We start from the raw sequence: 18,194 nt of genomic DNA on the forward strand, positions 1-18,194 counted from the left end.
ATTACACCATTACATAGTCAGGACCGTCTTCCCGAGCGTGCGGCGCTCGTCCATGTCGCGCAGCGCGGCGCCGAACGCCTCGATCGGGCGGACGTCGTCGACCGGCGGGTCGACCACGCCGGACTCGAGCATCGGCAGCAGCTCGGCCCACTGCTGCTGCATGAAGCCGGGCCGCGCCATCGCGTAGGCGCCCCAGCCGACGCCGCGGACGTCGATGTTGTTCAGCAGCAGCCGGTTCACCTTGACCTCGGGGATCGAGCGGCCGGTGAAGCCGACGACCATCAACCGCCCCTGCGCGCCGAGCACGCGCAGGTAGTCGGTGAAGTGCTCGCCGCCGACGACGTCGACCAGCACGTCGACGCCCTGCCCGCCGGTCAGCCGCTTCACGTCCTCGCGGAAGTCCTCGCCCATCACCAGGGCCTCGTCGGCGCCGACGCGGCGGGCGAGGTCGGCCTTCGGCTGAGTCGAGGTCAGCGCGATGACGCGGGCGCCGTAGCCCTTGGCCACCTGGATGGTGGCGGTGCCGACGCCGCCCGCGGCGCCGTTGACCAGCACGGTCTCGCCGGGCTGGAGCCCCGCTCGCTCGGCCAGCGTGAACTGAGCGGTCAGGTAGTTCATCGGCAGCGCGGCCGCCGCCTCGAAGGAGACCTGGTCGGGCAGCGCGAAGACGCTGTCGGGATCGGCGGCCACCACCTCGGCGGCGCCCCCGAACGGCAGCACGCAGGCGACGCGCTCGCCGGTGTCGCGGCGGGTGCCGGCGAAGTCGACGCCGAGCGCGAACGGCGGCTCGGGCCGCACCTGGTACTCCCCCTTGCTCAGCAGCAGGTCGGGGAAGGAGATGCCGACGGCGCGGACGTCTACCAGCACCTGCCCGTCGGTGGCCTCGGGCTCGGGGACGTCGCGGATCTCGACCGCGTCGGGACCGGCAGGACTGCTCACGATGGCTGCACGCACGGGGCGAACCTACCGAGCCGGGCTACTTGACCTTCACGATCGTGTCGAGCTGGAAGTGCATCGGGTCGGTGTAGTGCCAGGTGCCGCCCCAGGTGAAGCCCCACTTCTTGAAGATGGCGACGACGGTGCGGTCCATCTGACCGACGGTGCCGCGCTCGTTGCCGGGCACGTTGAGGTCGATGGCCATCCCGTAGGCGTGGTAGGAGAGCTGGTTGGTCCCGGCGATGAAGCGCGCGTTGAAGCAGCCGCCGTACTGGCTGGGGTTGATCTTGCCCGCCAGCCCGCGCTGTACGACCTCGGTCAGCGCCGCCCGCAGCTGCGGCAGCATGATCTTGTTGCAGGTGACCGAGCCGATGATGGGCACCTGCTCGGTGCGGATGTACTCCTTGACCCACGCGGGGTCGTCGGTGACGGTGCCGTCGGCGTGCGGCACGTAGCGCAGCGTGCCGAGCAGCGACGACACCGAGCCGCCGGTCAGCACCGCGGTCTGGTAGCCCGAGACCGGCAGGTTGACGGCCAGGATCCGCACGCTGTCGGCGCCGATGACCGGCTTCAGCTTCTTCAGCACCGCCTGCGGCGAGGCCGAGCCGGTGGAGATGAGCATCGCGTTGTGGGCGGGAACGCCCAGCTTCGACACCCACTTCTCGTTGACGACGGCGTCGACCACGCTCGCGCCGGTGTAGTCCTGCACCAGGGGCGCGTAGGCGCCCACGTGGACCTTGAGCGCGCCGCGGTCGTTGCCCATCCGTACGTAGTCGTGGGCGTCCTCGATCTGCTCGCCGATGCTCCGGGTCACCGCCATCTCGCCGCCCGCGACGCGGTCCCAGACGCTCTGGGTCTGCGCCGAGTCCTGCGGGGTGAAGCGGCGGAACGTCGCGGGGTCGACCGCGGCGTAGGTGATCTGCTGCTCCTCGTGGAAGAACTGGCCGAGCGCGAACTGCTCGACGTCGACCACACCCGGCAGCGCGCGGACCGCCTTCACCGTCGCCGCTGACTGGGAGTGGGCGCCGTAGACCAAGATGTCGGGCGAGAGGGTCGGCTTCGTCAGCGCGGCGGGCCGGGCCATCGCGACGTCACTGGGCGTCGCGCTGCCCGAGCTCGCCGACGATGCGGTGCCCGTGCGCTGCGCACGCGCCGATGGGTGCGTAGCCCCGCAGGCCGTGACCGGCACGGCAGCCAGCAGCAGCGCGGCTGTCGCCGCGGTTCGTCGCATCGCGATCCCTCCCCCGGACGATGGTAGATGTCCTCGCGAACCGCGGGTTAGGTTCGACCGGTGAGCACCACAGGCGACATCCCCGACGAAGAGCTCCCCGACGACGTGCGCCCCGACGAGGAGGAGAACCCGCTGGCTCTCGGGCCGCAGGACGACGACGAGGAGATCCTCGAGGACTGAGCGCTCGCCGCACCCGCGATAGGCGGCTTACGTCGGCCGCAGCACCGCTCCCGCCACCCAGGCGATGTCGTCGGCGGTCCGCTCCGGGCTCTGGCGCGGCTGCATGACGTGGCTGAGCACCAGCCGCACCACCATGTCCAGCCCTACCTCGAGGCGTTCGGCGGGCAGCGCGAGGTCGTACGGCTCGAGGTGGCCACGGATCACCGCCGCGGCGGTATCCAGCAGCGCCGCGGAGTGGGTCGTCAGCAGCGGCAGCAGGTCGGTGCCCGCGCCGTGGGTCGAGGAGAGCACCGCGCGCAGCAGCGGGTCGTCGGCGGCCATGGTGAGCACCGCATTGGCGGCGCGGCGCACCGCCTCGACGACGTCGTCCTGACCGCTCATCTCCGCATCGACCGCGGCCAGGAACCGGTCGAGCTCGTGCAGCACCATGGCCTCGGCCAGCGCCTCCTTGCCGCCGACCTCGTTGTAGACCGTCTGCCGGCTCACCCCCACCTCGGCCGCCAGCCGGCCCATCGTCACCGCCCCCCAGCCCTCGGCGCCGGTGAGCGCGCCCGCGGCCTCGACGATGCGGGTGCGCAGGACGGTCACCCGGGCCACGCTACGGGGCGGGCGCGGCCCCCCGGACCGGTAGTCCGTGACGAACCGACCCTCATCGGGCCAGATTCACGGTCCGATCGTCACGGACTACCCCACCCGTCGGCGCGACGGACCCGTTGTCACGCCGCCTCGGTGAGCGTCACGAAGTCCGGCTTCTCCCGGACGCCGCAGTCGGGGCAGCACCAGGACTCGGGGATGTCGGCCCAGGAGGTGCCGGCCGCGAAGCCCTCGCGCTCCTCGCCCGCGACCACGTCGTAGGTGTAGCCGCAGCCGGGGCAGCGGGCGGCCATGACGTCGTCGCCGGCGCGGGCGGCCACGACGTCGACCAAGGCGTCGGCACGGCGCAGCCGCGGGGGCGGGTAGGCAGCGAGGATGCGTTCGCGCTTGCGCGGGGAGAGGTTCGCCCGGCTCAGGTCACCGCCGAAGTGGGCCAGCACCCGCGGGTCCATCACCCGGCGCCACACGAACGGCACCAGCGCCAGCACGATCATCCCGGCGTAGCCCGTGGGCAGCACCGGCGACTCCTCGTAGTCGCGCAGCGTCTGGTAGCGCCGCGTCGGGTTCGCGTGATGGTCGCTGTGTCGCTGGAGGTGGTAGAGCAGCACGTTCGTGGCGATGTTGTTGGAGTTCCAGCTGTGGCTGGGGTCCACGCGCTCGTAGCGGCCGGTGCGGTCGGCCCCCGTGCGCTGGCGCAGCATCCCGTAGTGCTCCATGTAGTTGACCACCTCGAGCAGCGAGAAGCCCACGACCGCCTGCACCAGCAGGTACGGCAGGATCGCCACGCCCAGCCACACCAGCAGCACCCCCCACAGCGCGGCCGACATGAGCCACGCGTTGAGCACGTCGTTGGAGAGGCGGAACGGGTGCTGCTTGCGCCGGGCGATCCGCTTGGCCTCCAGTCGCCAGGCGCTGCGCAGCGAGCCCAGCACCGTGCGCGGCCAGAACTGGTAGAAGTTCTCCCCCACCCGGCTGCTGGCCGGGTCCTCCGGCGTCGCGACGCGCACGTGGTGGCCACGGTTGTGCTCGATGTAGAAGTGGCCGTAGAAGCTCTGCGCCAGCGCGATCTTCGACAGCCAGCGCTCGTTGGCCTCCCGCTTGTGTCCGAGCTCGTGGGCGGTGTTGATGCCGATGCCGCCGATGCAGCCGATCGAGGTCGCGATGCCGATCTTGTCCACCACGCTCAGGTCGCCGTGGGCGATCAGCCACATCGCGCCCACGAAGCCGACGTACTGGATGGGCAGGAAGGCGTAGGTGACCCAGCGGTAGTAGCGGTCGCGCTCCAACGCCTCGATGACGTCGTCGGGCGGGTTGCTGCGGTCCAGGCCGGCCACCAGGTCGATGGCCGGGACGATCACCAAGATCACCACCGGCCCGATCCAGAACCACGCCCCCCAGCCGGTCAGGGCCCACATGCCGATGGCGATGAACGCCAGTGACGGCACCACCAGGCCGATCAACCACAGGTAGCGCTTCGGGTCGCGCCAGATCTCGGTGGAGCCTGCCGGAACGGTCGCACTCGTCATCGAGGGCCTCCTCCTCGTCGCTTGACAAGACCGTAAGGAATGTCAAGCAGTTTGACAAGAGGCCACTCGATGTAAAGCGCTACCGCGGCGTGAAGCCCACCAGCGTCGGGTCGTGGTCGCTGCTGCGGAACGGCGACGGCGTGTAGAAGTTGGTCGCGTTGGCGTTGTAGCGGCTGTACTCGTAGGCCACCGACTCCACCGAGTTGATGTTCCACACGTGCGCGCCCTTGACCCACTCCAACGCCGCGTCGTTGGCGAAGACGTGGTCGAGCGAGCCGACCAGGCCGTCGAAGACGTACGTCGACTCACTCGGCGCGAGCTTGGTTCCGAGGTCGGTGTAGCCGGCGTTGGCCAGCACCCGCAGCGGGTCCTCCTCGGTGTAGGAGTTGAAGTCGCCGGTGAGGAACACCTTGCGCACGTCCGCGGTGTCCTCCTGCTGGCGCACGAACCGCACCAGGGCGCGCGCCTGCAGCACGCGCGAGTGGTTCGAGGCGCCCTGCCCGTCGCCCTGGTCGGCGTCCTCGCCGGTGCCGGAGCCCTTGGACTTGAAGTGGTTCACCACGGCCAGGAACCGAACGTCGCGACCACCGCCGCGCGGCACGAAGACCTGGGCCAGCGGCTGGCGGGCGTTGTCGAAGGCGGCCGAGCCCACGAGCACGTGCGAGACGCCGACGGGCTTGACGTCGACACGGTGGTAGATGAAGGCGGTCCGGATGACGTCCTGGTCGGCCAGCGGCGGCAGGTCGGCGGCCTCGGGCGAACGCACGTAGTCCCACACCCGCGAGCCGGCGTCGGCGTTGAGCGCGTCGACGAGGTGGGCCAGGGCCTGGTCGCGGTCCTTGCCGAACTTGGCGGAGTTCTCGATCTCCTCCAGCGAGAGGACGTCGGCCCCCAGGGCGTTGATGGCGTGGACGATCTTGTCCTGCTGGCGTTGCAGGTTCGCCTCGTCCCAGGCGCCGCGCGGCCCGTCGGCGCCGCAGTCGTCGACGGTGATCGGGTTGCCGGCGCGGTCGCTGTAGCTGGAGCAGGTGTGCCCGGCGGCCACGTAGTCCTCACCGGTCTCGGTGAAGTAGTTGAGCACGTTGAAGCTGGCGATCTTCAGCGCACCCTTCACCTTCGCGGGATGGTCGGTGCGGGTGTTCGGGAAGGTTGCCGGAGCGACCGAGGCCGCGTTGTCGGCGGTGAGCTGGGAGGTGGGCTGGAACTTCCACTCGTCGTTGCGGTAGTCGAGCACCACCGGCTTCGTGAACTGCGCCGGCGCACCCACCCGCACCGGGCGCTCCTGGGTGATCCAGGGCAGCGGGGTGTTCTTGCCCGAGCCGAGGAAGCTGACCGACGAGCCGTCGTCGAGGGTGACCGAGCGGGCTGCGTTGCTGGCGATCACCGACTGCTGCTTCGCAGATCCGGGCCGGGCGACGTCGGTGGGCTGGCGCAGCGTCGTCGTGCCGCGGGCCAGCGCGATCTCGCCGTAGCTGTTGAGGGTGTAGACGTCGGTGACGGTGAATCGTCCCGGCTCCACGAGCATCCCCTCCTCGGCCTCGCGGCCGGCGTCGGTGCTCGGGTAGGCGTTGGTGACCGGCTTGACCGCCTCGGCCGGCGTGGTCAGCACGCTGGTGCCGTCGGTGGCCGGGGAGATCTCGGTGAGCCCCTGGTACTCACTGACCGGCCCGGTGACCTCGACGTGGTCACCGATCCGCGGCGCGGTGGCCGCGCCCTTCGAGCCGAGGTAGACGAACACGGCGTCGGAGGCCGCGTGGTCGCGACTCAGGTGCCCGCCCGTGCCGGCGGTCTGCAGGTAGAAGCCGTTGAACCCGCCGGTCGGGTAGGAGGCGGTGACGACGCCGTCGGTGACCACCGTCTGCCCGGCGTACGGGCTGGCGGCACCGGTGCCCTGGATCTGGGCGATGGTGAGCCGAGGCGGCGGGTCGGCGGCGGCGGCCACGCCGAGCGGGGTGAGCGCCAGGGCGGCAGCGGTGATGCTGACGGCGCCGGCGGTGAACAGGGGCAGGGCACGGCTGGGCATACGACTCTCCTCGAGAACGGGTCGGTACTGCGTACCCAACCTCACGTGAACCGTTGAGCGGAAGGGGAACGTTCGGTGACGCCTCCGCAGCCGACGGACTACGTTTCTAGGTATGAGCGACGCGCACCCCATCGGCATCGACTTCGGCGGGACCGGCATCAAGGCCGCTCCGGTCGACCTGACGACCGGTGAGTTCGTCGGTGAGCGCGAGCGGATCGACACCCCGAAGCCGGCCACCCCCGACGCGGTCGGCGACGTGATGGCGCAGCTGTGCGACCGGTTCCCCGACTCGACCGGCCCGGTCGGCGTCACCGTGCCCGGCGTCGTGCGCCGCGGTGTCGTGCACTCGGCGGCCAACATCGACAAGTCCTGGATCGGCACCGACGCCGACAAGGTGCTGACCGAGCGGCTGGGCCGCCCGGTGCACGTCCTCAACGACGCTGACGCCGCGGGCTACGCCGAGCTGCGCTACGGCGCGGCGAAGGACCGCGACGGCCTGGTCATCCTCACCACGCTGGGCACCGGCATCGGCTCGGCCCTGCTGTGGGACGGCGTGCTGGTGCCCAACACCGAGCTCGGCCACATCGAGCTCGACGGCCACGACGCCGAGTCGCGGGCCTCCGCCTCGGCCCGCGAGCGCGAGGACCTGTCGTGGTCGGACTGGGCCAAGCGGCTCACCGCCTACTACCAGGCCCTGGAGAAGCTCTTCTCCCCCGACCTGTTCGTGGTCGGCGGCGGCGTCAGCAAGAAGCCGGAGAAGTTCCTGCCGATGATCGAGATCGACACCGAGATCGTCGTCGCCAAGCTCGCCAACAACGGCGGGATCGTCGGGGCAGCGGCGCTGAGCCACCTCAAGGACGACTGAGCTCGGCTTCGGCGATCGTCGGGGGCTCCCCGGTTTCACCGGCCGGCGGGTGAAACCGGGGGACGAAGCGGGGTGAACCCACCGCGCGACGACCGGGTTCGCGCGCCCGCGGTCGGCTTCGTCCGGGTTGCCGTGGGGGGACGGTTTCCCCGCTTAGGCGGGGAAACCGTCCCGCGAGCCCGGGCGAACCACGACACCGCAGGGCGGTTTCCTCCACCCGCGTGATCGATTCGCCCGACTCGTGCTCACCGAGCGGCGGGCAGCTCCTTGCTCCACAGCACCGTGCCGGCGTGGTCGCGCAGGTTGACCGTCATCGCTCGCGAACCGCCGTCGATGCGCACCTCGCCGAAGAAGGCGAACTCGGTGGCCGGGGAGGAGTTGGGCGTGGTCGGCGCCTTCACGAACACCTGCTGGGCGCCGAACGTGGTGTCGGTGGCGTCGGCCGGGAAGGAGCCTGCGTTGAGGGGGCCGGAGGTGAACTGCCAGAAGGGGTCGAAGTCGGTGTAGGCGGCCTTGCTCGGGTCGAAGTAGTGCGCGGCCGTGTAGTGGACGTCAGTGGTCAGCCAGACCGTGTTGCGGATGCCCTGGCGCTTGATGAACGAGAGCAGGTCGGCGATCTGGATCTCCCGGCCCCGCGGGGCGCCGTTGTCGCCTTGGGCGACGGCCTCGAAGTTGGGCTTGCCCTGGGTGGAGTCGGTGACCACCTCGGTCAGCGGCATGTCGTTGGAGATGACCTTCCAGGTCGCCCGCGATCGCTTGAGCTCGCGCTTGAGCCACGCCGCCTGCTCGAAGCCCAGGATGCCGCCGTCGTTTGCGGTCTGGCGGTTCGGGGAGTTCGCGTCGCGGTACCAGCGCATGTCCAGCACGAAGACGTCCAGCAGCGGGCCGTGGTGCACCACGCGGTAGATCCGGCCCTCTCGGTCGAACCGCGGCGCGATCGGGGTGTACTCGTGCCAGGCCTGGTTGGCGCGCTGCTTCAGCACGTCGACCCGGCGCTCGGTGTAGAGCGGGTCGTCGAGGATCTCGCCGGGGTACCAGTTGTTGTGGGTCTCGTGGTCGTCCCACTGCTGGATCTGCGGCGTACGGGCGTAGAAGCGGCGCAGCTCGTGGTCCATCAGGTTGTAGCGGTACTGGCCGCGGTACTCATCCAGCGTCTCGGCCACCTTGTCCTTCGCCGGGCTGGTCAGGCTGCGCCAGGTGGTGCCGTCGGGCGCGGGCTGCGTGGCCGGGATCGGGTCGTCGGCGTAGACGTTGTCGCCGTTGCACAGGTAGAAGTCCGGGTCCAGGCGTCCCATGGCGCCGAAGATCCGGTAGCCGCCGATGTCGGGGTTGATGCCGTAGCCCTGACCGCCCAGGTCGCCGGACCACACGAAACGGACGTCGCTGCGCGTCGCGGGCGCCGTACGCAGCCGGCCGACCAGACCCCGCGAGGTCGCGCCGTGACGGTGCTCCTCCTCCGCGATGACCCGGTAGTGGTAGTCGCGACCCGGTCGCAGGCCGTGCAGCACCGTCTTGCCGGTGAAGTCGGAGTCGGCGGTCAGCAGCGGGCCCCGGACCAGGCGGGCGTGGCGGAAGTCGGGGCGCTCGCTGACCTCGACCAGCATCCGCGAGCGCCGGTCGGCGCGCGTCCAGACGGTGCCCTGGTGGGCGGTCACGTCACCGGACTGAACGCCGTCGCCCAGCTGCGGACGTCCGCCGCGCAGCAGCGGGGTGGCGTTCGCCGACCAGGGTGTCGCGGCGGCGGCGGGCACCGCGAGTCCAGAGGCGAGCAGGGCGGTACGACGGGTGAGGTCGGGCATGCGGATCTCCTCGAGCGATCGGCGCGGGCGGAGCCGGTGAAGCCCGTCCGGTGTGCCCGTCCGGTTCTTCCAGGGCCGAACGAACAGCCGATGACAACGAGATGGACGGATTCCGGACGTCAACATGAAGACCTCTTCACATCATGTAGTCTTCATTCGTGCTCGGTGTTCGACGGCCCCCCGCCTCGTTCCTCCCACACCGGGCCGACTGGGCCGGCGCCCTCGTCGGGCGTGACCTCGGCGCCGGCGTGGTCGTCGGCCTGGTGGCGCTGCCGCTCGCGCTCGGGTTCGGGATCAGCTCGGGCATGGGCGCCGGCGCGGGTCTGGTGACGGCCATCGTCGCCGGGGCCGTCGCCGCGGTGTTCGGCGGCAGCCGGGTGCAGGTCAGCGGGCCGACCGGGGCCATGGCCGTGGTGCTCGCGCCGATCCTGCTGGTCCACGGACCCCAGGGCGTGCTCGTCGTCGGCCTCATGGCCGGACTCATCCTCATCGGTCTCGGCTGGCTCGGCGCCGGCCGAACCATGCGCTACGTGCCACTGCCGGTCGTCGAGGGCTTCACGGTCGGCATCGCTGTGATCATCACGCTGCAGCAGGTGCCCGCCGCGCTCGGTGTCGACGTCGGTTCCGAGCACGTGCTGGGACTGCTGACGCGCGGGGTCCGGGCGTGGCTGCACGCTCCGGACCTCGTCGCGCCGGTGATGACGGCCGTGGTCGCGGCCGTCGTGCTCGTCGGATCGCGCACCGCTCCCCGGCTGCCGATCGCCCTGACCGCCGTCGCCGTCGCGACGCTCGCCAACCTCGCGCTCCACCTCGGCGCCCGCTCGATCGGTCACATCACGGGCTCGCTCCCGGCTCCGCACCTGCCCACGGTCTCGCTCGGCGCGCTGGACCAGCTCGTGCTCCCAGCGGTGGCCGTCGCTGCGCTGGCGGCCCTGGAGAGCCTGCTCTCGGCCACCGTCGCCGACGCCATGAGCGGCGGACCGGCTCACGACCCCGACCGCGAGCTCGTCGGACAGGGGCTGGCCAACCTCGTGACGCCGCTGTTCGGCGGCATCCCCGCCACGGCCGCGATCGCGCGCACCGCGGTCAACGTCCGCTCCGGCGCCACCTCGCGGCTCGCGGCCCTGACCCATGCACTGGTGCTCCTGGCCGTCGTGCTGCTGGCCGCCCCGCTGGTCGGTCGCATCCCGTTGGCGGCGCTGGCCGGAGTGCTGATCGCCACCGCCGTGCAGATGGTGCGCGTCTCCAGCCTCGCCGCCCTCCTCAGCGCGACCCGCGGCGACGCCGTGGTGCTCGTGGTCACCGCCGTCGCCACCGTCACCTTCGACCTGGTGACGGCCGTGGTCGTGGGTCTGGTGCTCGCCGGCTTCTTCGGGCTGCGTCAGACCGCCCGCAGCGCCCGACTGGTGCCCGAGCACGTCAGCGACCAGCACCTGGCCTTCCACCTCGACGGTCCGCTGTTCTTCGCCGCGGCCCACGACGTCCTGCAGACGCTGGGCGAGGTCGGCGACGTTCGCGTGGTGGAGCTGCGGATGGCGCGGGTGAGCGCCGTCGACGCTACCGGCGCGCACGTGCTGGCCGGCGCCCGGCGCGAGCTGGAGCGACGCGGCGTGGAGGTCCGGCTGCACGACGTCAGCCCCGCGCACGAGCGGGTGCTGCGCCGGCTCAACGTGCTGGACGACCCCGGCGGCGACTGACCAGCACGGCGAGCCCGACCGCCACGACGTCCTCGATCGCGGCCGCCTGCCAGTCCGACATCCGGTCCGCGGCGGCCTCGCGCCAGGCGAGCCCCGCGGTCGTGCCGACCCAGGCGCCGACGGCCGCGGCCGCGACGGGCAGATCCACGGTCACCTCGTCGGCGGCCGCCATGGCACCGGCGCCGATGGCCGCGGCGCCGAAGCGCGAGACGAGGCCCGGCGGCTCGGTACGGGCCGGTGCGACGGGCAGCTTGTCGGCCACCAGCTCGCCGACCAGGGCGGCGCCGGCACCCGCACGGGCGAGCCGGCCGCCCGACGACAGCGCGGCACCGACCAGGCCCAAGGAGCTGCGGCAGCCCGTGGCGGCACCGAGCAGGAACGAGCGCACGACCAGGCCGGCCGAGGGACGACCGGCCGGAGTCTCCTCGGCCCGCTTCTCCCACGAGCGCAGCGTGAGGTGGGTCGCGGTGCCGTAGGCCAGGTGCGGCAGGGCGTCGCTGGCCCAGTCGCTGCTCGACCACTCGCGCGGGTCGCTCACCCCCAGCAGTGCGACCGGCAGGTCGGAGGCCGCCATCGCCAAAGCTCCGGTGACCACCGGCCCGGTGAGTCCCGAGAGCCGCACGCCGTGCCGGCGCGCCACCGAGACCACGACACCGACGCCGACGCCGGTGGCGATGCCCGCCAGCGCCCCGAGCGCCTCGTGGCGCTCCTCGCCGTGCACCTGCGTGCCCAGCGACGCCGCGACGGCGTCGACCAGCTGCGCCGGCACCTCACTGGCCGGGCGACCCCGCAGCGCCATGTCGGCGTAGGTGACGAGGTCGAGGACGACGGTGCCGACGGCACCCGCGATCAGGCCGCGGCGGACGGAGGTCATGGGAAAGTCCTACCCGCCGCGGGGGCCACAACCGACCCAACAGGCTCAGGAGTCGAAAAGAATTCCCCGCACCTGCGGCGAATTGCGGGCACGCTCAGGCGAACGGGTTGGGCAGCGCGCCGGGCAGGTTGGCCAGCAGCTCGCGGGCCTGCGCGGCGGACTTGTGCTCGACCAGCACCTCGTAGCGGGTGGCGACGACGCTGGTCACCGAGGAGAAGTCGCGCTGGCCACGGGTCGCGGCGTAGCCGAGCACCGCCCAGACGATGCCGAACAGCAGGCCCAGGATCGCCGTCGAGAGGATCTGCACCAGGCCGTTGCCGGAGGTGAAGAAGGAGAAGAGCAGGCCGACGAAGACACCGAGCCACAGTCCCGAGAGGGCACCGCCGAGGGCGACCTTGTTGTAGGTGAGTCGTCCGGTGATCCGCTCGACCCGCTTGAGGTCGGTGCCGACGATCATGCACTGCTCCACCGGGAACTTGTTGTCGGAGAGGAAGTCGACGGTCTTCTGCGCCGCGGCGTAGTCGTCGTAGACCGCCAGCGACTGGGGGAACTCCAGCTGCAACGGGTTCAGGCTCGGCGGAACGCGCCCGGGGATGCTCATGGCTCCAGTGTGCCAGCCACCTACGCTGGCCCCCGTGCGGTCGCCCGTGATGCTCCTCGCCACCGGGCTGCTCACCGCTAGCGTGCTCTGCGTGCCGACCGCCAGCAGCGCCGTCCCGGCAGGGTGCCCGACGCCGAAGCCGGGCTACGTCCACCGGGCGCCGCGAGCGCTGGGTCCGACGGGGGCGCCGACTCCTGAGAAGACCGTGGCGCTCACCTTCGACGACGGTCCCTCCCGGTTCACGCCCCGCATCCTGGCCGTGCTGCGCCGCTTCGGGGTGCGCGCGACCTTCTTCGAGACCGGCCTGCACGTCTCCGAGCACCCCGGACTGACCAGGCGGGTGGTGGCCGAGGGTCATCTGCTGGGCAACCACACCTGGCACCACGAGTACCCCGAGAACGTGAAGGGCGGCTGGAGCGCCGCCTACCTCGAGCACGAGCTGCGCAGCACCGGACGGCTGCAGCGCCGGCTCGCGGGCCGGGCCACCTGCTTCATGCGTCCGCCCGGCGGCAACAAGTCCCCGGCGCTGCTGCCGACCGCGCACGCGCTGGGGATGTCGGTGGTGATGTGGAGCGTCGGCACCGACGACTGGGACGGTCCGCCGCAGCACTCGCGGTCGTGGGTGCACACGATCGTGCGCAACGCCGCCGTCGGTCTCCAGCAGCGCCATCCGATCGTGCTGCTGCACGACGGCAAGGCCAGCCACGAACCGGGTTCGGTGGTCTCCTCCTACCGCGGCAACACCGTCGCCGCGCTCCCCCGCATCATCGAGATGTACCAGCGGGCCGGCTACACCTTCGTCGGTCTCGACGGGCTGAGCGGCCTCCCGGAGCCGGCCCCCTCGGGGGTGGCGACGCCGTGAGGCGGACGCTGCGCCGGCTCGAGGGCCGCATCGAGCTGGACCTGCGCCGCGCCGTCGCCTGCTCGGTGGTGGCGCTGGTGGCGCTCGCAGTCGGTCACGAGCTCGACCGCGACCACCCCACGCTGGACCGGCTGCGCGTGGTCTCCTTCGGCTGCGCCCTGGTGGTGCTGGTCTTCGGCGTCGCGGCCACCCGCTCGGCCTCCAACGAGGTCTCGGCCAAGGTCACCGCGCGGGCCGGCTCGGCGGCCGCGGCGCCGCTGCGCGTCATGCTGCAGGTCGTCGGCTACCTGCTGGTGGTCGTGGCGGTCCTCGACGTCGTCGGCGTCGACCTGAGCCAGTTCCTGGTCGGCGGCGCCGTGACCGGCGTCGTCATCGGCATCGCCGCCCAGCAGACGCTGGGCAACTTCTTCGCCGGCATCGTCCTCCTGCTCGCCCGCCCCTACGCCGCCGGCGACTCGATCACGGTCTACTCCGGTGCCATCAACGGCCCCCACACCGGCACCGTCACCGACGTCGGGCTCCTCTACACCAGCCTGCGCGTCCCGGTGCTCGACGCGGCGCCCGAGATCATGCGCATCCCCAACAGCCAGCTGCTCGCCGCCGGCATCGGCCCCGGCCGCGACGACCTGGTGCGGCGTCCGGCCGACGAGGGCGAGCCGCCCGTGGACGGCGGCGGGGACTAGGCCGCGGTCATTCCCCGCACGTGCGGGGAATGGTCGAGAGCTTCCGCTACCCGAACACCCCGCGCTTGTGGGTGCTCCGCGGCGCGTACTCGTCGGCGTACTCCTGGCCCCCGAGCCGCTGCAGCTCCTTCATCACCTGGTCGGTGAAGGCACGCAGCTCCTCGCGGGCGGGTTCCTTGCCGGTGTCGGCGAACTGCATCGGTTCACCGAAGCGCATGCCCACCTTGTGGAACCGCACGAATCGGTGGCCGGGCGGGTGAGCCTCGCGGGTGCCGATCATCGCGACGGGCACCACCGGGGCGCCGGTCAGCGCCGCCACGCGCGCGACGCCGGTGCGGCCCTTGTAGAGCCGGCCGTCCGGGGAGCGGGTGCCCTCGGGATAGACGCCCCAGACCCGGCCCTCCTCGACCACGCGCGCGGCCGCCTTCAGCGAGGCGTCGGCCTGCTCGCCGTCGGCGCGGTCGACGGGGATCTGGTTGAGGTTGGTGAACGCCCAGCGCACGACCGCGCCGCGGGTGCCCTTGCCCTCGAAGTACTCCTGCTTGGCCAGGTAGCAGATCGGCCGCTTGGTCATCAGGCCCAGGTAGAAGGAGTCGACGACGGCGAGGTGGTTGCTGGCCAAGATGACGCCGCCGGTCTCGGGGATGTTGTCGACGCCCTCGGCGAACGGACGACCCAGCACGCGTAGCGCCGGACCCATGGCGACGTGCTTGAGGAACTGCCACAGGAGGGGGTTCTCCTCCGGCCGCTCCGGCTCGCCCATGCTGCTCCTCGTCGTCGGCGTGATCGGCGTTACGCAGGGGTAGCAAATCACAGCGGTGCCCGCGCCGAGCGGGGTTGGCGAGCCTGGTGCCATGCTCTGAGGTCGTGGAACGTGTGGTGGTGACGGGCGGGACCGGTTTCGTGGGCGCCCATGTGGCGGCAAGGCTGATGCGCGACGACGAGCACGAGGTGCTGGTCACCGTGCGCACGCCCGAGCAGGAGCAGGTCGCGATCGCGCTGGCCAAGCGCGGTGGCGTCAATCCCGACATCGTCGACGAGCTCGAGGTGGAGGTGGCCGACCTCGGCTCCGAGGAGGGCTGGGCCGACGCCTTCGAGGACGCCGACTACGTCGTCCACGCCGCGAGCCCGTCGGTCGACGGCGTCCGGCGGGTGCTGGCCGCGGCCCGCGAGGCCGGTGTGCGCCGGGTGGTGCTGGTCTCCTGCTTCGGTGCCGTGGCCTACGGCCAGCCCGAGCGGTCCGCGCCCTTCACCGAGGCCGACTGGACCGACGTCGACGGGGCCGGCGTCACCGAGTCCCAGCGGACCTCGACGCTCGCCGAGCGGGCCGCCTGGGACGCCGTCGGGGCCGAAGGTCTCGAGCTGGTCGTCCTCGCTCCGGTGACGCTGTGGGGGCCGGTGCTCAGCAAGGAGCCGCCGCTGACCGGTCGGATCGCGCTGACCATGCTCAAGGGCGGGCTGCCCTTCGTGGGTCCGGTGCGCAGCAACCTGCTCGACGTCCGTGACCTCGCCGACCTCGCGCTGCGGGCGATGACGCACCCCGACGCCGCCGGCCGCCGCTTCGTGGCGACCTCCGGTGAGCCCGTCGCGCTCAGCGCGGTGGCCAAGCAGATGGGCGTGCGCTCGGTGAAGGTGCCGCGCTGGGCCTCGCGCAAGGATGCCCCCGAGCTGGTCGAGCTGGCCGAGACGATGGGCGACCCGCGACCGGCCGACGCCTCGGTGGCCCAGCGGCTGCTCGGGTGGCAACCCCGGCCCGTGGAGAAGACGGTGCGCGACACCGCCTCCAGCCTGCGCGACCTGGGTCTGCTCAGCCCCAGCTTCGAGGAGAGCCTGCGCGAGTTCCGCTGATCAGCTCGGCCTCGGCTTCAGCGAGGTCTACGACGTCGGCGTACTTGGCGTCGAGGTCACGCAGGTTGTCCTGGTGCAGCCGCGGCGAGCGGTCGCCGCAGGCGTCGGCGACGACCACCGGCCTAAAGCCGGCGGCGATCGCGTCGGTGGCGCTCGCCCTGACGCAGCCCGAGGTGGACACGCCGCTGACGACGACGGTGTCGACCGCCAGCTCGTGCAGCCGGTCGGCCAGGTCGGTGCCCGCGAACCCGGAGGCGTGCTGCTTGACCACCACCGGCTCCCCCGGCTCGGGCGGCAGCGTCAGCTCGCCCCACCCGCCCGGCTCGCCGTCGGCGAAGGCGCGCAGCGCGGGGACCTTCACGCCGAACCAGCCGGCGTCGTGGAGGTCGGCTGCGTAGCGCACCGCGGTCCACAGCACGGGGACGCCCGCACGGCGGGCGGCACCGACCAGGCGTCGGTTCGCCGCCACCACCTCCTCGGCGCCGGGGAGCGCGAAGGGACCGTCGGCCTCGGTGTAGGCCCGGCATAGGTCGATGACCAGCAGCGCCGGGCTGGTGCCCCACCCGATCCGGCCCGAGAACGCGTCCCCGTGCGCTCCGGCGCTCACGTCCAGACCGGACGCTTCGGGGCCGGCAGGCCCGTCTCCTCCTCGCACCGGGCCAGCAGCTCGTCGATGGAGGGGCCCATGTCGAACACGGGGAGCTCCTCGGGCCGCTCGGATCGCATCTGCTCGCGCAGCTGCTCGGTGCCGCTCGCGTCGAGCACGCCCTCCTCGTCGACGACGACGCCGTAGCGCCGGGCCCCGGGCGCGGTGACCAGCCCGCGCCGCACCTCCAGCGCGACGAGGTCGGGGTCGCGCTCGAGCGGGTCGCCCCAGCCCCCACCGCCCCAGGTGACGAAGTGCAGCACCTCGCCGGCTGCCACCGGCACGTCGTGGCACTTGGAGGGCAGCACCTGCCGGGTGCCGTCCAGCCGCTCGATCCACTTGGTGCCGCGTGCGCCCGGGTGCCCGCCGTTCACGCCCCAGGGGTAGGTCAGCCACCGGTCGTCGTGGATCGCGATGGCGCCGGCCTCCTCGAAGACGTAGGCCACGTCGACGCCGTTGCCGCCGCGGTGCAGCCCGGCGCCGCCGGTGTCGGCCACCGTCTCCCACCGCTCGATGCGCAACGGGTAGTAGGACTCCAGGTACTCGCACGGGATGTTGACGAAGCTCGGCCACAGCGAGTGGCCGTCCGGGCCGTCGCCGAGCGGGCGACCCGGGATGCCACCGAAGCCGATGGAGTACAGCTGGAACCACTCGCCAGCGCGCTCGCCCTCGGAGTACCGGCCGCTGAACATGAAGTGCGGGCTGGAGGAGAACCCCGCCGCGTTGAGCAGCGCCGGGTTGGTCTGGCCCAGCAGCCCGCCGAAGAGGTCGAAGACGCGGCCGATGCCGTGGTTGCGGCCGGACAGGGCGGCGGGGTGCTTGGGCTTCCAGTAGGAGCCGTCGGGGATGGTGACGTCGACCAGCGGGTAGAAGCCGTCGTTCCACAGGATCTGCGGGTCGGCCACGGTGATCATGTAGATCCCGAAGAACATCCGGGTGAGGTTCTCGTTGATGTAGTAGTTGATCGGCCCCACCGCCTGCGGGCTGGAGCCGGTGAAGTCGATGTGCACCTTGTCGCCGGTGCGGGTCAGTGAGATGACCAGCTCGTAGGGCCCGTTGCCCACGCCGTCGTCGCAGATGTAGTCGGTGAAGCTGAGCGTGCGTCCCTCCTCGAAGACGGCCGCGAGCAGGATCTTCATCGCGTCGTGGTTGCGCTGCAGCAGTGCCTCGAGCGCGGAGAGGTAGGTGGCGGTGCCGAACCGCTCGCACATCTCGACCACCCGGCGGCTCGCGGTGCGGCAGGCGGCGACCAGCCCGTTGAGGTCGGCGCGGTTCCAGTCCGGCACACGGACCTGGTTGAGCACCACCCGCAGCGCGTCCTCGTTCAGCACGCCCTTCGCGTAGAGCTTGAAGGGCGGGATGACCACGCCCTCCTCGTAGATGGTGGTGGCGTCGGTGGGCATCGACGACGGCGTCTTGCCGCCGACGTCGGACATGTGGCCGAACATCGAGGCCCAGCCGACGACACGGCCCTCGTGGAAGATCGGCACCACCACCAGCCAGTCGTTGGCGTGGCTGATGGCCGCGCCGCAGGCGTACGGGTCGGAGGTGAGCAGCACGTCGCCCTCCTCGATCGTGCCGTCGAAGCCGTCGAGGAAGTCCGGGATGGAGAGCCCGAACTGGCCGACGACCATCTTCCCCGCGGGGTCGGCGATGAGCGGGAACTCGTCGTGCTGCTCGCGGATGCCCGGCGACAGGGCGGTGCGGAAGAGCACCTCGTCCATCTCGTAGCGCGCGTTGCGCAGCGCGTTCTCTATCAGGTCCAGCGTGACCGGGTCGACGTCGGTGCTCTCGACGCTCCCGGTGGCGGTCTCGACGATCGTTGCCAT

General features: G+C 71.7%; 16 protein-coding genes. 5 read left to right on the forward strand and 11 right to left on the reverse strand.

Annotated features, from left to right (window positions below; all coding sequences use genetic code 11):
* Positions 1-9: 9 nt before the first annotated feature.
* The 5 genes from D9V37_RS18335 to D9V37_RS18355 all read right to left on the reverse strand — a co-directional run bounded on the left by D9V37_RS18335 (position 10) and on the right by D9V37_RS18355 (position 6,649).
* On the reverse strand, positions 10-954 hold the full coding sequence (locus tag D9V37_RS18335; protein WP_121807556.1) for an NADPH:quinone oxidoreductase family protein: 945 nt from the start codon (positions 952-954) through the stop codon (positions 10-12).
* 22 nt (positions 955-976) lie between these two features.
* Entirely contained in the window at positions 977-2,167 is a 1,191-nt protein-coding gene (locus D9V37_RS18340) for a M15 family metallopeptidase (RefSeq protein WP_121807557.1), read from the reverse strand.
* A gap of 207 nt (positions 2,168-2,374) precedes the next feature.
* Positions 2,375-2,935, reverse strand: a complete 561-nt coding sequence (locus tag D9V37_RS18345) for a TetR/AcrR family transcriptional regulator (RefSeq protein WP_232525002.1) — start codon at positions 2,933-2,935, stop codon at positions 2,375-2,377.
* A gap of 128 nt (positions 2,936-3,063) precedes the next feature.
* Positions 3,064-4,467 carry a fatty acid desaturase gene (locus D9V37_RS18350; RefSeq protein ID WP_121807559.1) on the reverse strand — a complete coding sequence of 468 codons (1,404 nt, stop codon included), beginning with the start codon at positions 4,465-4,467 and terminating at the stop codon, positions 3,064-3,066.
* Positions 4,468-4,546: 79 nt separating this feature from the next.
* Positions 4,547-6,649, reverse strand: coding sequence for an ExeM/NucH family extracellular endonuclease (locus D9V37_RS18355; protein ID WP_121807560.1), 2,103 nt, complete (start codon positions 6,647-6,649; stop codon positions 4,547-4,549).
* On the opposite strand from D9V37_RS18355, the gene ppgK reads away from it, so the two are divergent.
* Positions 6,603-7,355 (forward strand): polyphosphate--glucose phosphotransferase, encoded by a 753-nt coding sequence (gene ppgK / locus D9V37_RS18360; RefSeq protein ID WP_121807561.1) that lies wholly within the window; start codon positions 6,603-6,605, stop codon positions 7,353-7,355. The genes D9V37_RS18355 and ppgK overlap by 47 nt on opposite strands.
* 245 nt (positions 7,356-7,600) lie before the next feature.
* Here the strand turns inward: ppgK and D9V37_RS18365 are convergent, their stop codons facing one another.
* Positions 7,601-9,154: an alkaline phosphatase D family protein gene (locus D9V37_RS18365; RefSeq protein WP_121807562.1), complete on the reverse strand. Its 1,554-nt coding sequence runs from the start codon at positions 9,152-9,154 to the stop codon at positions 7,601-7,603.
* Between the two features lie 158 nt (positions 9,155-9,312).
* On the opposite strand from D9V37_RS18365, the gene D9V37_RS18370 reads away from it, so the two are divergent.
* Positions 9,313-10,851 (forward strand): SulP family inorganic anion transporter, encoded by a 1,539-nt coding sequence (locus D9V37_RS18370; protein WP_121807563.1) that lies wholly within the window; start codon positions 9,313-9,315, stop codon positions 10,849-10,851.
* Here the strand turns inward: D9V37_RS18370 and D9V37_RS18375 are convergent.
* Both D9V37_RS18375 and D9V37_RS18380 read right to left on the reverse strand, forming a co-directional pair.
* Positions 10,820-11,725 carry a hypothetical protein gene (locus D9V37_RS18375; RefSeq protein ID WP_121807564.1) on the reverse strand — a complete coding sequence of 302 codons (906 nt, stop codon included), beginning with the start codon at positions 11,723-11,725 and terminating at the stop codon, positions 10,820-10,822. The two genes, D9V37_RS18370 and D9V37_RS18375, sit on opposite strands and share 32 nt — an antisense overlap.
* A gap of 94 nt (positions 11,726-11,819) precedes the next feature.
* Positions 11,820-12,326 carry a general stress protein gene (locus D9V37_RS18380; protein ID WP_121807565.1) on the reverse strand — a complete coding sequence of 169 codons (507 nt, stop codon included), beginning with the start codon at positions 12,324-12,326 and terminating at the stop codon, positions 11,820-11,822.
* A gap of 34 nt (positions 12,327-12,360) precedes the next feature.
* On the opposite strand from D9V37_RS18380, the gene D9V37_RS18385 reads away from it, so the two are divergent.
* Together D9V37_RS18385 and D9V37_RS18390 are read left to right on the forward strand one after the other, a co-directional pair.
* Positions 12,361-13,188 (forward strand): polysaccharide deacetylase family protein, encoded by an 828-nt coding sequence (locus D9V37_RS18385; RefSeq protein ID WP_158604519.1) that lies wholly within the window; start codon positions 12,361-12,363, stop codon positions 13,186-13,188.
* On the forward strand, positions 13,185-13,871 hold the full coding sequence (locus D9V37_RS18390; RefSeq protein WP_198412642.1) for a mechanosensitive ion channel domain-containing protein: 687 nt from the start codon (positions 13,185-13,187) through the stop codon (positions 13,869-13,871). The genes D9V37_RS18385 and D9V37_RS18390 overlap by 4 nt, the downstream gene beginning before the upstream one ends.
* A 46-nt stretch (positions 13,872-13,917) precedes the next feature.
* On the opposite strand, the gene D9V37_RS18395 is transcribed toward D9V37_RS18390, so the two are convergent.
* Positions 13,918-14,634: a lysophospholipid acyltransferase family protein gene (locus D9V37_RS18395; RefSeq protein WP_121807566.1), complete on the reverse strand. Its 717-nt coding sequence runs from the start codon at positions 14,632-14,634 to the stop codon at positions 13,918-13,920.
* A gap of 104 nt (positions 14,635-14,738) precedes the next feature.
* Between D9V37_RS18395 and D9V37_RS18400 the strand changes: the two genes are divergently transcribed.
* Complete coding sequence (locus D9V37_RS18400) at positions 14,739-15,719, forward strand: NAD-dependent epimerase/dehydratase family protein (protein WP_121807567.1); 981 nt, start codon at positions 14,739-14,741, stop codon at positions 15,717-15,719.
* Here D9V37_RS18400 and D9V37_RS18405 read toward each other — a convergent pair.
* Positions 15,679-16,326, reverse strand: a complete 648-nt coding sequence (locus D9V37_RS18405) for an isochorismatase family protein (RefSeq protein WP_121807568.1) — start codon at positions 16,324-16,326, stop codon at positions 15,679-15,681. The two genes, D9V37_RS18400 and D9V37_RS18405, sit on opposite strands and share 41 nt — an antisense overlap.
* Positions 16,323-18,194, reverse strand: a complete 1,872-nt coding sequence (locus D9V37_RS18410) for a hydantoinase B/oxoprolinase family protein (protein ID WP_121807569.1) — start codon at positions 18,192-18,194, stop codon at positions 16,323-16,325. The genes D9V37_RS18405 and D9V37_RS18410 overlap by 4 nt, the downstream gene beginning before the upstream one ends.

Source organism: Nocardioides mangrovicus (genome assembly GCF_003674065.1).
Lineage (GTDB): Bacteria > Actinomycetota > Actinomycetes > Propionibacteriales > Nocardioidaceae > Marmoricola > Marmoricola mangrovicus.

Excerpts from the sequence above, each read along its gene's own strand:
- ppgK (WP_121807561.1), top strand. The coding sequence starts at position 6,603 with ATGAGCGACGCGCACCCCATCGGCATCGACTTCGGCGGGACCGGCATC.
- D9V37_RS18365 (WP_121807562.1), bottom strand. The coding sequence starts at position 9,154 with ATGCCCGACCTCACCCGTCGTACCGCCCTGCTCGCCTCTGGACTCGCG.
- D9V37_RS18340 (WP_121807557.1), bottom strand. The coding sequence starts at position 2,167 with ATGCGACGAACCGCGGCGACAGCCGCGCTGCTGCTGGCTGCCGTGCCG.
- D9V37_RS18380 (WP_121807565.1), bottom strand. The coding sequence starts at position 12,326 with ATGAGCATCCCCGGGCGCGTTCCGCCGAGCCTGAACCCGTTGCAGCTG.
- D9V37_RS18410 (WP_121807569.1), bottom strand. The coding sequence starts at position 18,194 with ATGGCAACGATCGTCGAGACCGCCACCGGGAGCGTCGAGAGCACCGAC.
- D9V37_RS18395 (WP_121807566.1), bottom strand. The coding sequence starts at position 14,634 with ATGGGCGAGCCGGAGCGGCCGGAGGAGAACCCCCTCCTGTGGCAGTTC.
- D9V37_RS18355 (WP_121807560.1), bottom strand. The coding sequence starts at position 6,649 with ATGCCGGTCCCGCCGAAGTCGATGCCGATGGGGTGCGCGTCGCTCATA.
- D9V37_RS18350 (WP_121807559.1), bottom strand. The coding sequence starts at position 4,467 with ATGACGAGTGCGACCGTTCCGGCAGGCTCCACCGAGATCTGGCGCGAC.
- D9V37_RS18375 (WP_121807564.1), bottom strand. The coding sequence starts at position 11,725 with ATGACCTCCGTCCGCCGCGGCCTGATCGCGGGTGCCGTCGGCACCGTC.